This is a genomic window from Rhizobacter sp., assembly GCF_032229685.1.
GTDB lineage: Bacteria > Pseudomonadota > Gammaproteobacteria > Burkholderiales > Burkholderiaceae_C > LMDS01.
Genome location: NZ_JAVTWP010000018.1, coordinates 1 through 15514, shown reverse-complemented (window position 1 = coordinate 15514; position 15514 = coordinate 1). Strand labels below are relative to the sequence as shown.

13 protein-coding genes are annotated in these 15514 nt (G+C 67.7%); 9 read left to right on the top strand and 4 right to left on the bottom strand.

Annotation, left to right across the window (positions count from 1 at the left end):
* Positions 1–72: 72 nt before the first annotated feature.
* Positions 73–1374 carry an oxalate/formate MFS antiporter gene (gene oxlT / locus AC30PD_RS07920; RefSeq protein ID WP_489535106.1) on the bottom strand — a complete coding sequence of 434 codons (1302 nt, stop codon included), beginning with the start codon at positions 1372–1374 and terminating at the stop codon, positions 73–75.
* 162 nt (positions 1375–1536) lie between these two features.
* A complete protein-coding gene (locus AC30PD_RS07915) occupies positions 1537–2262 on the bottom strand; it encodes a response regulator transcription factor (RefSeq protein ID WP_489535105.1) in 726 nt (241 codons plus the stop codon).
* Between the two features lie 91 nt (positions 2263–2353).
* Between AC30PD_RS07915 and AC30PD_RS07910 the strand changes: the two genes are divergently transcribed.
* The 5 genes from AC30PD_RS07910 (at position 2354) to AC30PD_RS07890 (ending at position 8870) form a co-directional block, all read left to right on the top strand.
* A complete protein-coding gene (locus tag AC30PD_RS07910) occupies positions 2354–4183 on the top strand; it encodes a sensor histidine kinase (RefSeq protein WP_489535104.1) in 1830 nt (609 codons plus the stop codon).
* A 210-nt stretch (positions 4184–4393) separates the two neighbouring features.
* Positions 4394–5254, top strand: coding sequence for a restriction endonuclease (locus AC30PD_RS07905; RefSeq protein WP_489535103.1), 861 nt, complete (start codon positions 4394–4396; stop codon positions 5252–5254).
* A 183-nt stretch (positions 5255–5437) separates the two neighbouring features.
* The gene (locus tag AC30PD_RS07900) at positions 5438–5902 is read left to right on the top strand and encodes a (2Fe-2S)-binding protein (protein WP_489535102.1); all 465 of its coding nucleotides are present in this window, start codon (positions 5438–5440) and stop codon (positions 5900–5902) included.
* A 3-nt stretch (positions 5903–5905) separates the two neighbouring features.
* Positions 5906–8056: a xanthine dehydrogenase family protein molybdopterin-binding subunit gene (locus AC30PD_RS07895; protein ID WP_489535101.1), complete on the top strand. Its 2151-nt coding sequence runs from the start codon at positions 5906–5908 to the stop codon at positions 8054–8056.
* A 64-nt stretch (positions 8057–8120) separates the two neighbouring features.
* Entirely contained in the window at positions 8121–8870 is a 750-nt protein-coding gene (locus AC30PD_RS07890; protein WP_489535100.1) for a DUF3530 family protein, read from the top strand.
* A 4-nt stretch (positions 8871–8874) separates the two neighbouring features.
* Here the strand turns inward: AC30PD_RS07890 and AC30PD_RS07885 are convergent, their stop codons facing one another.
* Positions 8875–9432 carry an HNH endonuclease gene (locus AC30PD_RS07885; RefSeq protein ID WP_489535099.1) on the bottom strand — a complete coding sequence of 186 codons (558 nt, stop codon included), beginning with the start codon at positions 9430–9432 and terminating at the stop codon, positions 8875–8877.
* A 105-nt stretch (positions 9433–9537) separates the two neighbouring features.
* A complete protein-coding gene (locus tag AC30PD_RS07880) occupies positions 9538–10518 on the bottom strand; it encodes a 2-dehydropantoate 2-reductase (RefSeq protein ID WP_489535098.1) in 981 nt (326 codons plus the stop codon).
* A 281-nt stretch (positions 10519–10799) separates the two neighbouring features.
* Here AC30PD_RS07880 and AC30PD_RS07875 point away from each other — a divergent pair, with 281 nt between their 5' ends.
* From AC30PD_RS07875 to AC30PD_RS07860, 4 genes are all read left to right on the top strand, one after another.
* Entirely contained in the window at positions 10800–11450 is a 651-nt protein-coding gene (locus tag AC30PD_RS07875) for a TetR/AcrR family transcriptional regulator (protein ID WP_489535161.1), read from the top strand.
* Positions 11451–11470: 20 nt separating this feature from the next.
* The gene (locus AC30PD_RS07870) at positions 11471–13261 is read left to right on the top strand and encodes an acyl-CoA dehydrogenase C-terminal domain-containing protein (protein WP_489535097.1); all 1791 of its coding nucleotides are present in this window, start codon (positions 11471–11473) and stop codon (positions 13259–13261) included.
* A gap of 48 nt (positions 13262–13309) precedes the next feature.
* A complete protein-coding gene (locus AC30PD_RS07865; protein ID WP_489535096.1) occupies positions 13310–13765 on the top strand; it encodes a DUF2147 domain-containing protein in 456 nt (151 codons plus the stop codon).
* Positions 13766–13804: 39 nt separating this feature from the next.
* Positions 13805–15514, top strand: a 1710-nt coding sequence (locus AC30PD_RS07860; RefSeq protein WP_489535095.1) for a 3-hydroxyacyl-CoA dehydrogenase NAD-binding domain-containing protein, incomplete at its 3' end; no start/stop codon positions are given.

The following is a 15514-nucleotide window of genomic DNA, read 5'->3' as shown; positions in this document are numbered from 1 at the left end:
ACAACGCAAAAGCCCGGCCACCAGGGGCCGGGCTTTTTGTCTCGGAGGGAGCGTGTCGAAGAAGTCGTTCGCTCAGCCGGCTGTGCGGGCCAGAAAGCGTTCGCGCCAGGGCTTCAGGACGAACCAGGCGGCCAGCGCCGCGCCAATGTTGAGTGCCGCGGCGATGTAAAAGACCGGCGTCCAGCCGTAATTGGTGACGATCACCGCGCCCACCGGCACCAGCAGCGCTGCCGTGCCCTTGGCGGTGTAGAGCATGCCGGCGTTGGCCGAAGCGTTCTTCGCGCCGAAGGTGTCGGTGCAGATCGACGGGAACAGCGAGTAGATCTCGCCCCAGGCGAAGAACACCAGCCCGGTCAACACGACGAAGGCGACCGGGTTGTGGCCGTAGTGCAGCAGCGCGAGGATGCCGAAGCCTTCGATCATGAACGCGATCAGCATCGTGATCTCGCGGCCGATCATGTCGGAGACCCAACCGAAGAAGGGGCGCGTCAGGCCGTTGAGCACCCGGTCGATGGCCAGCGCGAAAGTGAGGGCCGGCAGCGTCAGGCCGAGCATCGAGACGGGGGTGCCGTCGAGGCCGAAGTCCTTGGCGATCGAGCCGAGCTGCGCGGTGGCGAGCAGGCCACCGGCCGCCACCGAGACGAACATCGCGTACATCAGCCAGAAGAGCGGCTGGCGCACCACCTGGCCCAGGCTGAAGTCGCGGCTGCTCTGCAACAGCGTGCTCGACTTGGCAGCGTTCGCCGACGACGCTGGCGGCTTGATCAGCAGCAGCGCGGCGATCATCACCACCAGGCCCTGGAACAGGCCGAAGTTGAAGAACGCGGCCTGGTAACCGTCGGCCTTGATCATGTTGGCGATCGGGATGATGGTCAGGGCCGAACCGGCGCCGAAGCCGGCGGCGGTGAGGCCGGCGGCCAGGCCGCGCTTGTCGGCGAACCACTTCACCGCATTGCCCATGCAGGTGCCGTAGACCGAGCCGGCACCGATGCCACCGATCACCGCGCCGAGGTAGAGCATGGCCAGCGAATCGGCGCGCGAGTTGATGACCCAGGCCACGGCGCACAGCGCACCGGCCACGAAAACCATCTTGCGCGGCCCGATGCGGTCGACGATCCAGCCTTCGACCGGCACGAGCCAGGTTTCGGTGACGATGAAGATGGTGAACGCGATCTGGATCGCGGCCCGGCCCCAGCCATGGGCCTTGCTCATCGGTTCGACGAACAGCGTCCAGCCGTATTGCAGGTTGGCGATCATCGACATGCAGACGATGCCGAGCACGAGTTGCACCCAGCGGTTCGCGTACCAGCGGGTGCTGGCAGGCGCGGCTTCGGCGGCGCTCGGGCTGGAAAGGGTTCCGACAAGGGTGTTCATGGGGCGGTCTCCGTGTGGCTCTGTGCGACGGTGCCCAATGTCGGCGCGGCGGCCCGCGGGCGAGCCTGCCGGAAGTCACGACGCGGATCGAGACAAACCCTCTGTGCCTCTGGTTTCCACCCGTGCCGAAGGTCATGGGTGCGCCACCGCCCGGCGCGCGCGTCAGCTGGCGGGCTTCTTGCCGAGCACGATCACGGCGAGCTCGGTGCGCGTGTTGGCGTGCAGCTTCTGCATGACCCGGCTCACATGGTTCTTCACCGTGCCTTCGGCGAGGAACAGCACGGCAGCGATCTGCCGGTTGCTGTGGCCCTTGGCGATGAGCTCGAGCACGGCGGCCTCGCGCTCGGTGAGCACGTCGGGCGCGGGCGCCGTGTCGCTGTGCGCGGCGGGCGGTGGCGCCACCGGCTCGGGCGTGGTGTTCGAAGCGCGGTTGGCGAGCAGCCGGAACTGGTCCATCACCTTGCGTGCCACCTGCGGCGTGAGCCGCGATTCGCCGCGGTGCACGGCACGCACGGTCTCGAGCACCTCGTCTTCTGAGGCGTCTTTCAGCAGGTAGGCCTGGGCACCGGCCCGCACGGCGTCGAAGACCAGGTCGTCGCTGTCGAAGGTGGTGAGCACCATCACGCGGGTCTGCGGCAGCGCCGTGCAGATCTCGCGCGTGGCCAGCACGCCGCTCTTGCGCGGCATGTGCAGGTCCATCAACACCACGTCGGGCCGCAGCGCCAGCGCCAGCGCCACCGCTTCGACGCCGTCGGCGGCCTGGCCGACCACTTCGATGTCGGCTTCGGCCGACAGCAGCAGCGACATGCCGCGGCGGATCAGCGGCTGGTCGTCTGCGACCAGCACGCGGATGCGCGGGCGTTGGGGCAGGGGGGCGGGTGCGTTCATCGAGATGGGTGGATGATCATTGTGCATGGCAGGCCGCGCTGGTGCGCGGGCTGTTTGCGCAGCCGCCCACCTGCCAGAATGCCGCGCACCCATGAAGCTGCTCCAGCGCATCGACCCCCGCCACAGCCTGGCCGCTGCCATCGGTTGGCTGGTGATGGCGCTGTCGCTGAGCCTGGTGCTGGCGGCCAACCTGTGGCTGCGCAGCTTCGTCCGCTCGACCCTGCTCGAGCAGCACGGCCAGCGCCTCGAGAGTGCCGTCGAGCACGTGAGCTCCGAGCTCGACACCGCATTGATCCTGCACCTGCAATCGGTCAGCACGGTGGCGGCGATGCTCTCCGACGAAGTGCGCCTGAGCGATCCGCAGCGGCTGCAGCGGGCGCTCGGCGCCGTGCGTCACGAGATGCCCGACCTCACCTGGATGGCCGTCACCGATGCCAACGGCGACATCGTCGCCGCCACCGACGCCAAGATCGTCGGCAACAACGTCTACCAATACGCGTGGATCTCGCAGGGCCTCGACGTGGCGTGGGTCGAAGACGGCCAGATGCCCGGCGAGCGCTTCATCAAGCTCACCGCGCCATTGCGCAACGCCGACGGGGCGATCATCGGCGTGGTGGCGGCGCGGCTCAGCTGGGGCTGGGTTCAGACGCTGGTGGCCGGCATCAGCGCGGTGCCCGGCGAGTGGTTGCTGATCGACCGCGACGGCAAGGTGCGCATCGGCCCGCCGGCCCTGCTCGACCACAGCTGGCAAAACATGCTGGCCAGGGTGACACCTTTCGACCGTGCGCTCGCCGGGCTGGGCACCGATGCGTCCGACCTGCCGCCGCGCATCGAGGTGCGGCGCTCCGTGGGCGGCCAGCCTTACCTGGTCGCCAATGCCATGAGCGCGCGCCACGGCACGCTCGAAAAACTGGGCTGGAAGATCGTCGTGATCCAGCCCGTCGAATCGGTCGCCGCGTTCGCCACCGACATCGAGTGGCGCATCACCGTCACGCTGACGCTGCTCGGCACGGTGGCCGCGCTGGTCGGCCTGTCGATGGCACGCCGCCTGACACGCCGCGTCAGCGACATCGCCAGCTCGGCCGACGTGCTGTCGGCCGGCCATGCCGGCCAGATCAAGGTGCCGAGCGGCCGCGACGAGGCGGCCCGGCTGGGCACGGCCCTCGATCGGCTGCTGACCACGCTGCAGCGTGAGCGCGACGACCTGCGCACGCTCAATGCCGAGCTCGACCGGCGCGTGGCCCAGCGCACCGACGAGATCCGCCGCCTGGCGCAGGAAGCGCGTGACGCCGCGGTGGTGCGCGAGCGGCTGCGGCTGGCGCGCGACCTGCACGACACGCTGGCCCATTCGATGATGGCGATGCTCACCGAGATCCGCCTGCTCAAACGCCTGGCGTCGACGCGCCCGAACGAACTGCCCGACGAACTCGTGCGGGCCGAAGAGGCGGCGCGCGAAGGGCTGCAGGAAGCGCGTCTCGCGATCGCGCAACTGCGCAGCAACCCGGCCCGCGACATCGGCCTGGGGCCGGCGCTGGCCGAGTTGCTCAAGGCTTTCGAAGCGCGCAGCGGCGTGGCGACCGGCTTCGCCTGCGACGAGGCGGTGGGGCGTTTCGCCGGCGAGCGCGCCGAGACGGTTTTCCGCATGGCCGAAGAGATGCTGCGCAACGTCGAACGACACGCCGGCGCGCGCCGGGTCGACGTGGCGCTGCGCGGTGATGCCGCCACCGGGCAGCTCGTGCTCAGCCTGGTCGACGACGGTGTCGGCTTCGAACCGCAGGCGGTGGGCGCCGGCCACTACGGGCTGGTCGGCCTGCGTGAACAGGCCGAGGTGATCGGCGCCAGGCTGGTCGTCACGAGCCGGCCCGGTGTGGGGACGGCGGTCGAACTCGGTTTGGCCATGCCGGCTGGCCAGGCGGCCTGAAGGCCCGACGGACTTTCAGGCGGCCGCGTGCTCTCGCCGGCCGGCCGCTCCGTGGGCAGAGCGGCGCGAGGGGCAGCCAACTTTGTCACGGCATCGCCGGCCGGCCCGGCGGCGCCGTGGCGAGGCCTCGCCCCTGGGCAGGGCACGGGGGTACCATCGCGCGCGCCGCGTGGGCTCAAGGCCCGGCGGCAGCCGCCGATACCGAGTGTGATGACCGCCAAACCAAGCCCCCGTCCTGCACCGACGTTCCTCGAGCGTGCCGCGGCCGTGCCGTGGTGGGCCTGGGTCGGCCTGGCCGTGCTGTCGTATGGCGGCTTGCACCTGGTGGGCGGCGCCGAAGCCGCCGGCATCGCGCAATACGTGCTGCCGGGGCTGTTCCTGATGACCGCCGTGGCCGCGTGGCGCATGCGCCGAAGCGGCCCGCAGGCGTCGCCGCGTGCGACGGCCGGTGTCGACGTCGGTTCGATGCGCTGGCGCGAGTTCGAGAGGCTGATCGGCCGGGCGTTCGAACTGCAGGGCTTCCACATGAACGATGCCGGAGCGGCCGGCTCCGACGCCGCCATCGATCTGATGATGCGCAAGGAGCGCCAGACCTACCTCGTGCATTGCAAGCCGTGGCGCGCCGAGAAGGTCGGTGCCGAAGCGGTGCAGGCCGCAGGCGCCGCCATGAAGGCGCGCGGCGCCGTCGGCGGCTTCGTGCTGAGCGCCGGCCGGTTCAGCCGCGAGGCCACCGCGGCCGCCAGCGGCCTGAACATCCGGCTCGTCGACGGACCGGCCTTGCAGGCCTTGCTGCAGCAGGGCAGGGCGCAGCTGGCGCGTGCGGAACGGGTGCAGCCGCCCGCCGATGCGCCGCAAGTGGCGGCCGAAGCGGCGCCCGTGGCGGCGCCGCTCAAGCCGCCGCCGGCCGCGCCTGGCGCCCCATCGACGGGCGAACTCGTGCTGCCGTGCCCGCTGTGTGGCGGCGACATGAAGAAGCGCCGCGCCAAACGCGGCGTCAACGCGGGCCAGTACTTCTGGGGCTGCGTTCGGCACCCCGACTGCCGGGGCACACGCCGCGTTCGCCCGGGTTGACCGGCACCCGCGCCGGCGGGCCGGTTCTGTTCCGTTCTGAAACGGAACAACAGCAGGGATTCCCGCAGGCCCTGCGCCGAACCGATTGGTAATAGCATCAACGCGCGGGCTGCAAGTCGGGCTATTTCGCCCCGTGCACACAGCGCCACGCGACAAGCACTACAAACAACTCAGGAGACCGCGATGACGATTCGCTTCAACGTGAATGGCAAATCCGTGGACGTGACGGCCGAAGCCGATACGCCGCTGCTGTGGGTGATCCGCGACGAGATCGGCCTGACCGGCACGAAGTTCGGCTGTGGCATGGCGCTCTGCGGCGCGTGCACCGTGCACCTCGACGGCACCCCGGTGCGTTCGTGCCAGACGCCGCTGTCGGCGGCCGCGGGCAAGAGCGTCACCACCATCGAGGCGATGGCGTCGACCGACATCGGCAAGAAGGTGCAGGCCGCGTGGGTGGCGCTCGACGTGCCGCAGTGCGGCTACTGCCAGTCGGGCCAGATCATGAGCGCTGTGGCCTTGCTCACGGCCAAGCCCAAGCCCACCGACGCCGACATCGACAGTGCCATGTCGGGCAACATCTGCCGCTGTGGCACCTACCCGCGTATCCGCGCCGCGATCCACACCGCCGCCGGCACGAAAGGAGCCTGAGCCATGACCACACTGCAAAACACCTCGCGGCGCCAGTTCGTCAAGACCGGTGCTGCCGTCGGCGGCGGGCTCTTCTCGGGCGGCCTGATCGTCGGCTGCGCGACGATGGGCGACAAAGGCCCGATGGGTCTGCCACCGAGCGCCACCGCGCCGGGCGTGATGACCACCGCCTGGGTCAAGGTCGGCACCGACAACACCGTGACCATCATTTGCGCTCGCGCCGAAATGGGCCAGGGCGTGTTCACCTCGATGCCGATGCTGGTGGCCGAAGAACTCGAGGTCGACATCGCCAAGGTGCGCATCGAGATGGCGCCCGCGGGCGAGCCCTACACCAACACCATGCTAGGCGGCCAGCTGACCGGCGGCTCCACCTCGGTGCGCGAAGCGTATGACGGTTTGCGCGTGGCCGGGGCGCAAGCGCGCACCGTGCTCGTGCAGGCGGCGGCCGAGCGCTGGAAGGTCGACCCGTCGGCCTGCAGCGCGGCCAACGCCGTGATCACCGGGCCGGGCGGCCAGAAGCTCACCTACGGCGAAGTGGCCGAGGCGGCCTCGAAGCTCACGCCGCCGAAAGCGCCCAAGCTCAAGGACGCGAAAGACTTCAAGGTCGTCGGCAAGTGGACCACGCGGCGCGACACGCCGGCCAAGGTCGACGGCAGCGCCGAATTCGGCATCGACGTGAAGCTGCCCGGCATGTTGTATGCCGCGCTCGCGCAGTGCCCGGTCATCGGCGGCAAGCCGGTGAGCTTCGACGCCACGCAGGCCAAGGGCATGCCCGGTGTCAACAGCGTGGTGCAGGTCGGTGACGGCGTGGCCGTGGTGGCCGACAGCTACTGGCACGCGAAGAAGGCGCTCGAGACCGTCAAGATCGTCTGGAACGAAGGTGCGGGCAAGTCGCTGAACTCGGCCGGCGTGGGGGCGGCGCTGAAGACCGCCAGTGCCAAGCCGGGCGCCGAGTTCCGCAAGCTCGGCAACTTCGATGCCGGCTACGGCGCGGCGGCCAAGAAGGTCGAAGCGACCTACGAGCTGCCGTTCCTCTCGCACGCGCCGCTCGAGCCGATGAACTTCACTGCCGACGTGCGCAAGGACTCGTGCCTGCTCTACGGGCCCACGCAGTTCCAGCAGGCCGCGGTCGGCACGGCGCAGGCCATCACCGGCCTGAAGCCCGAGCAGATCACGATGCGCACCACCTTCCTCGGTGGTGGTTTCGGCCGGCGCATCGACTTCGACTTCATCGCCCAGGCGATCGAGATCTCGAAGGCGGTGGGCGCGCCGGTCAAGCTGCTGTGGTCGCGTGAAGACGACATGAAGCACGACTTCTACCGCCCGATCAGCCGCCACACGCTGTCGGCCGGGCTCGGCGCGAACGGCATGCCCACGGCGATCAAGGTGCACCTCACGTCACCTTCGGTCACGCAGCGCCTGTTCGCGGCCTTCGTGAAAGACGGGCTCGACCCGTTCATGACCGAAGCGGCCGTGATGCCCTACGACGTGCCGAACCAGCTCGGCCAGGTCGTCATCCACGACACCGGCCTGCGCGTCGGCTACTGGCGTTCGGTGTCGCACGCGCTCAACGTCTTCGCCAACGAGTCGTTCATCGACGAGCTGGCGATCGCTGCAGGCAAGGACCCTGTGGCTTACCGCCAGGCGCTGCTGACCAAGGAGCCGCGTTACCTGAAGGTGCTCGCCACCGCGGCAGAGAAGTCGGGCTGGGGCAAGCCGGCGCCGGCCGGCCGCTCACGCGGCGTGGCGGTGATGGAAGGTTACGGCACCTACCTCGCGATGGTCTCGGAAGTATCGGTCTCGGGCAAGGACATCAAGGTCCACCGCGTCACGATCGCGGCCGACGTGGGCAGCATGGTCAACCCCAACGTGGTGGCGCAGCAGATCGAAGGCAGCACGATCTTCGGCTTGTCGGCGGCACTGTTCGGCGAGATCACGCTCAAAGATGGCGTGGTCGAGCAGAGCAACTTCCACGACTACCCGGTGGTGCGCATGCACGAGTCGCCGGTGATCGATGTGCACATGATCGCGAGCACCGAGAAGCCGGGTGGCATCGGCGAGCCGCTGACGGCGCTGATCAGCCCGTCGGTGGGCAATGCAGTCTTTGCCGCGACCGGGCAGCGCCTGCGCAAGCTGCCGTTCCGGCTGGCCTGAGGTTCTGGCCCTTGCATGAAGGAGCCCGCTGCGGCGGGCTTCTTTTTTGGTGAATCGACCCACGATGTTTCTGAAGAACCTGAAAGCGTTGTTCGCCGTGGTGCTGCTGTGCAGCTGCGGCCTCGCCACGGCGCAAGACCACGAGCGCGAAGCCCGCTGGGCCAAGGAAACGCTGGCCACGCTCGTGGTCGGCGAAGCGGTCCAGATCGAGCAGAAGAACGGGCACAAGTTCCTGGCCCTGTACACACCGGCCGCCAAGCCGCTGGGTGCGGTGATCGTGGCCCACGGGCGCGGCTGGGCGCCCGACTTCGAGCTCTACGGCGTACTGCGCACCACGCTGGCCGACGCCGGTTATTCGACGCTGTCGATCCAGTTGCCGGTGTTGCCGGGCACGGCCAAGATCGGTGACTACCTGCCGATGTTCCCCGACTCGACCGAACGCTTCGCGCTGGCCGTGCAATGGCTGCGTGCGAAGGGCTTCAAGAAGGTGGCGATCGTCTCGCACAGCCTGGGCGCGACGATGGCCAACCAGTACCTGATCACCACGCCGAACCCGGCTGTCGACGCCTGGGTCTTCATCAGCATCATCAACGGCCTGGAAGACATGTTCCGCATCAAGATCCCGGTGCTCGACGTGTACGGCACGCTCGACTGGCAGGTCACACGCTACGGCGGCGACGAGCGGCGCACGCAGATCCTCAAGGTGCCCGGTTCAGAGCAGGTGGTGATCCAGGGCGCCGAGCACTTCTTCGAGCGCCACACCGACGAGCTCACGCGGGTGATTGCTGGCTTTCTGGGGCGCGCGATGAAGTGATCCGTCAGCCGTGCAGGCGGCTGTGGCGCGGCACGCTGGCGAGCAGGAACTCCATCTGGTCGGCGAGTATTCGCCGCCCGCGCAGGATCATGTCTTCGTGCAGGTTCGGTACGTAGGGCAGATACATCAGCGACATGTTCGCTTCTTCGGGCAGGCGGTTGCCCTTGTGGCCGTTGCACGGGCGGCAGGCGGTGATGCAGTTCATCCAGGTGTCGTGCCCGCCGCGTGACGTGGGGATGATGTGCTCGCGCGTCAGGTCGTCGAAGTGGCAGCGGTGGCCGCAGTAGGCACAGATGCCACGATCACGCGCGAACAGCTTGGGGTTCGACAGCGCCGGTGTCTGGCGCCAGGCCCGGCTCGGCACCGAGCCTTTCACGGCGATGATCGGGTGCACCTCGATGCGCGACTGCAGCCCGGTGCGGCGTTGCATGCCACCGCGCAGCACGTAGAAGGTGTCGCCCAAGGTCCAGGCGACGCCGTCGCTGGCATAGATGACGGCGGCTTCCTTGGCGGAGATCCACGCCTGCGGCCGACCGGAGACGTCGAGTTGCAGTACTTCCATGAGGCTTCGAGCGTAATGCATGACGGGGTGTTTCCTCAAGACCCCATCATGCGCCCGTCGCCCGCGCGCTGCAGTGCGCCGTCATCGGCACGTCATGGAGCGTGCTCAGCGCGGGTACAAACCACGCTCGCGCGCCATCAGCCGCGTCAGGCCGAGCAGCGCGCCGATGTTCGGCATGGGCACGTCGAAGCGCATGCCGATCTCGTGCACGGCACTCACGAGGGCGTCGAGTTCGAGCGCGCGGCCCGCCTGCGCGTCTTGCAGCATCGAGGTCTTGAAGCCGCCGAGCTGGCGCGTGACCGCCATGCGCTCTTCGCCCGACTGCGTGATCGGGCAGCCGATGCGCGCACCGATCTGCGCCGCTTCTTCCATCGCCCGCAGGATGAAGGCGTGCACCAGCGGGTCGTCGAGGATGTGGTCGGTGGTGGCGTTGGTCAGCGCCGAGACCGGGTTCATCGTCATGTTGCCCCACAGCTTGAACCAGATGTCGTAGCGGATGTCGGCGCTGGCTTCGGTCTTGAAGCCGGCCCGCGTCAGCGCGGCGCAGACAGCGTCGGTGCGGGCCGAAGCACCGCCCCGTGCTTCGCCCACGATCAGCCGGTCGCCGAAGCCGTGCTGCACCACGCCGGGTTGCGGGCTCGAACAGGTGAAGTGCACCACGCAGCCGAGCACGCGTTCGAGCGGGATCGAGGCCTCGATGCGGCCGTCGGGGTCGATGCTGGCGAGGCCTTGGGTCGAAACACCTGCCGCACCAGCCTTCAGAAACCACCACGGCACACCGTTCATCGCCGGCATCACCACGGTCTGATCGCCGAGCAGCGGTTGGAGCCCCTGCGCCGCGGCGGCGAGCGCCGGGCCTTTCAGCGCGACGATCACGAGGTCTTGGGGGCCGAGTTCGCGGGCATCGTTGCTGGCGCGGACGGACACGCTTGTTTCCTGCCCGGCAGCGAGCAAGCGCAGCCCTTGTTCGCGCAACGCAGCCAGGGTTTCACCACGCGCCAGCGCTGTCACCTCGAATCCGGCGCTCGCCAGCCGCGCCGCCAGGAAACCACCCACCGCACCCATGCCCACCACCGCGATCTTCATCGACCCACCTCGTGTCCCAGGGAAGGTCGATGGTAGCGGCCAGGCCTGTGCCGGCCACCACGCGATCGCCTGTCGGCAAACGCCTCATCAAGCGCTTCTAGGCGCCGAACCCTAGAAAAAGACCGCAAATCGCCAGAGGCATTCGGTCGCAGCGCATCGATCTTCTGCAAAATAGCACGATCGTTCGTTTTAACCGTCAACCCCGGACGCACCCTGCCGTGACCGACCACTCACCGACCACCAGCGAAGCCACCCGGGACGCCGCCCGCGACGCCACAAGCGTGCAGCGGCCGCTGTTGAAAGGCCGCCAGACCCGTGCTGCGATCCTCGACGCCGCTTTGGCGCTGGCGTCGCACATGGGCCTGGAAGGCCTGTCGATCGGTGCGCTGGCCGAAGTCACGCAGATGAGCAAGTCGGGCGTGTTCGCGCATTTCGGCTCGCGTGAAGAGCTGCAGATCTCGGTGGTGCGCGAGTACCACGCCCAGTTTTCCGAAGAGATCTTCGAGCCGGCCATGGCCGCGCCCCGCGGCCTGCCGCGCTTTCGCGCGCTCTTCGACCGCTGGTTCAAGCGGGTGTCGGTCGAGATCGATGCCGGCTGCATCTACATCAGCGGCGCGGTCGAGTTCGACGACCGGCCGGGCCCCGTGCGCGACGCGCTCGTCGGCATGGTGCAGACCTGGCACCTGGCGCTGGTGAAGGCGATCGACATGGCCGTCGAAGAAGGCCACCTGCGCGCCGACACCGACGCGCAACAACTGCTGTTCGAAGCGCATGCACTGATCCTGGCGTTGCACCACGACGCGCGTTTCCTGCGCCGCCCCGGTGCCGATGCACGGGCGCGCGCCGGTTTCGAGAACGTTCTTTCGCGCTATATCGCGGCCGACCCGGCCGCGCCGCGCGCCCGCGCCAAGCGCGCCGCCAAACAGCCCTGATTCCCCTTCCTGGAGTTCACATGACCCAATACACCCCGCCCCTGCGCGACATGCAGTTCGTGATGCACGAGGTGCTCAACGCCGTCGATGAACTCAAACAACTGCCGGCCCATGCCGACATCGACGTCGAGACCATCAACGCGGTGATCGAAGAAGGTGGCAAGTTCGCCAGCACCGTGATCGCGCCGATCAACCAGAGCGGCGACGCAGAAGGCTGCGTGCTCGACAAGAGCACCCACGAAGTCAAGCCTCCGAAGGGCTTCAAGGAAGCCTACGCGCAGTTCGTCGAAGGCGGCTGGCCGGCATTGAGCTGCGACCCGGCCTTCGGTGGCCAGGGCCTGCCGCACATGGTGAACCAGTGCATGTACGAGATGATGAACTCGGCCAACCAGGCGTGGACCATGTACCCCGGCCTGTCGCACGGGGCCTACGAGGCGCTGCATGCGCACGGCTCCGACGAGCAGAAGGCGCTCTACCTGCCCAAGCTCACCAGCGGCCAGTGGACCGGCACCATGTGCCTGACCGAATCGCACTGCGGCACCGACCTCGGCCTGCTGCGCAGCAAGGCCGAACCGCAACCCGACCGCACCTACAAGATCACCGGCAACAAGATCTTCATCTCGGCCGGCGAACACGACATGGCCGAGAACATCATCCACCTCGTGCTCGCGCGCCTGCCCGACGCACCGGCCGGCTCCAAAGGCATTTCGCTCTTCGTCGTGCCCAAGTTCAAGCTGAAGGCCGACGGCTCCATAGGCGAGCGCAACGCCATCTATTGCGGCGGCCTCGAACACAAGATGGGCATCCACGGCAACGCCACGGCCCAGCTGAACCTCGACGGCGCGGTCGGCACGCTCGTCGGCCAGCCCAACAAGGGCCTGGCGGCGATGTTCGTGATGATGAACGCGGCGCGCCTGGGCGTCGGCATGCAGTCGCTCGGCCTCACCGAAGTGGCCTACCAGAACGCCGTGGCCTACGCGAAAGACCGCATCCAGATGCGCTCGCTGTCTGGCGTGAAAGCGCCCGACAAACCGGCCGACCCGATAATCGTGCACCCCGACGTGCGCAAGATGCTGCTGACCGCACGCGCCTACGCCGAAGGCGGCCGGGCGCTGGCGATGTGGACCACGTTGCAGCTCGACAAGGAACTGGCGACCGACGACGACGAGGTGCGTGCCGAGTGCGCCGACATGGTGGCGCTCGTCACCCCGATCGTGAAGGCCTTTCTGACCGACAACGCCTGGATCGCCACCTCGCATTGCATGCAGGTGTTCGGCGGCCACGGTTTCATCCGCGAATGGGGCATGGAGCAGTTCGTGCGCGACGCGCGCATCAACATGATCTACGAAGGCACGAATACGATCCAGTCGCTCGACCTGCTGGGCCGCAAGGTGCTCGGTGACAACGGCGCCAAGCTGAAGAAGTTCGGCAAGCTGGTGGCCGACTTCATCGAGGAAGAAGGCACCAACGAGGCGATGCAGGAGTTCGTGAACCCGCTCGCTGACCTGGGCGACAAGGTCACCAAGCTGACGACCGAGATCGGCATGAAGGCCTTCAAGAACCCCGACGAAGTGGGCGCGGCGGCGGTCGACTACCTTCGTGTCTGCGGCCACCTGGTGTTCGGCTACTTCTGGGCCCGCATGGCCAAGGTGGCGCTCGAGAAAGAAGGCAGCGGCGACACGTTCTACAAGGCCAAGCTGATCACCGCGCGTTTCTACTTCGCCAAGCTGCTGCCGGAAACGGCGACACTCATCCGCACTGCGCGCGCGGGCTCGGCTTCGCTGATGGAAATGGAAGAAGCCCTGTTCTGAGCTTGCATCCATGAGCGCGGGTCCGAAAAAACCTCAAGGAGACAAACCATGATTCGCCAGACAAGCAAGCTCGCAATTGCGCTCGGCCTCGGCCTGTTCGCCGCCATGGCCCACGCGCAGGCCACGCCGGCAGGGCTGTGGAAGACGATCGACGACGAGAGCAAGAAAGAGAAGTCGCTGATCCGCATCTCTGAGGCCGGCGGCGTGTTCACCGGCAAGCTCGAAAAGCTGCTCGACCCGAGTGCCAAGCCCGATGCGGTGTGCGACCTGTGCACCGACGAGCGCAAGGACAAGCCCATCGTCGGCATGACGCTCATCAAGAACGTAAGACAAAGCGATTCGGACAAGGGCCGTTGGGACGGCGGCGAGATCCTCGACCCGAACAACGGCAAGACCTACAAGGTGCGCCTGACGCCGGGCGAAGGTGGCAAGACGCTCGCGGTGCGGGGCTACATCGGCGCGCCCATGCTCGGCCGCACACAAACCTGGGTTCGCGTCGAGTGACGGCACGCGCCCGCTGAATTCAAACCAAGGAAGACCGCAATGAATCGATTCCCCGTGCGCAAGGTCGCCGTGCTCGGCGCCGGCGTGATGGGCGCGCAGATCGCCGCCCACCTCGTCAACTGCAAGGTGCCTGTGATCCTGTTCGACCTGCCGGCCAAAGATGGCCCGAAGAACGGCATCGTCACCAAGGCGGTCGAAGGGCTGAAGAAACTCAAGCCCGCGCCACTCGGCATCCCCGAAGACGCCGCGTTGATCGAACAGGCCAACTACGAAGAGCACCTCGACAAGCTCGCCGGCTGCGACCTGATCATCGAGGCCATCGCCGAGCGCATGGACTGGAAGCTCGACCTCTACAAGCGCATCGCACCGGCCGTGGCGCCGCACGCGATCGTGGCGAGCAACACCTCGGGCCTGTCGATCACCAAGCTCTCTGAAGTGCTGCCCGAAGAGATCAAGCCGCGCTTCTGCGGCATCCACTTCTTCAACCCGCCGCGTTACATGGCGCTGGTGGAGCTGATCAACACGCCCACCACGAAACCCGAGATCCTCGACCAGCTCGAGGCCTTCGTCACCACCGCGCTCGGCAAGAACGTGGTGCGGGCGATGGACACGCCGAACTTCATCGCCAACCGCGTCGGCATCGCCGGCATGCTGGCCACGATGAAAGAAGCCGAGACCTTCGGCCTGAGCTACGACGTGGTCGACGACCTGACCGGCAAGAAGCTCGGCCGCGCCAGCAGCGGCACCTTCCGCACCGCCGACGTGGTGGGCCTGGACACCATGTCGCACGTGATCAAGACGCTGCAGGACAACCTGGCTTCCGACCCGTTCTTCCCGAGCTACGCCACGCCGCCCGTGCTGGCCAAGCTGATCGAGCAGGGCGCACTCGGCCAGAAGACCGGCGCTGGGTTCTACAAGAAGGTCGGCAAGGACATCCAGCGCCTCGACCCGGCCAGCGGCACTTATGTGGCCGGTGGTGGCAAGGCCGACGAGATCGTTGCGCGCATGCTCAAGAAAGCGCCGGCCGAGCGCCTGAAGCTGCTGCGTGAATCGAAGAACCCGCAGGCGCAGTTCCTGTGGGCCATCCTGCGCGACAGCTTCCACTACGCCGCCGTGCACCTGGCCGACATCGCCGAAAGCGCGCGAGATGTCGACTTCGCGATGCGTTGGGGCTTCGGCGTGAGCCAGGGCCCGTTCGAACTGTGGCAGGCCGCAGGCTGGACGCAGGTGGCGCAGTGGGTGAAAGAAGACATCGACAGTGGCGCCGCGCTGAGCAAGGCGCCGCTGCCGGCCTGGGTCTTCGAAGGCCCGGTCGCGGCGAATGGCGGCGTGCACCATGCCGAAGGCTCCTGGAGCGCTTCGCACGCCCGTTGGGTCGCACCGAGCACGCTGCCGGTGTACCAGCGCCAGGCCTTCCGTGAGTCGGTGCTGGGTTCGGGCGCACCGGCGCCGCTGAAGTCGGGCACCGAGATCTTCAAGAACGACGAGATGCGGGTGTGGACGCTCGACGGCGAGGTGCTGATCGCCAGCATCACCGCCAAGCTGCACCTGATCGGTCAAGGTGTGATCGAGGGCCTGACGAAAGCCGTCGAACTCGCCGAGCGTGAGTACAAGGGCCTCGTGATCTGGTCGCCCGACGACGTGTTCTCGGCGGGTGCCAACCTCGAGCAGATGATGCCGGTGTTCATGAAGAGCGGCGGCAAGGGCATCGTGCCCGAAGTGAAGAAGCTGCAGGATACGATGCTGCGC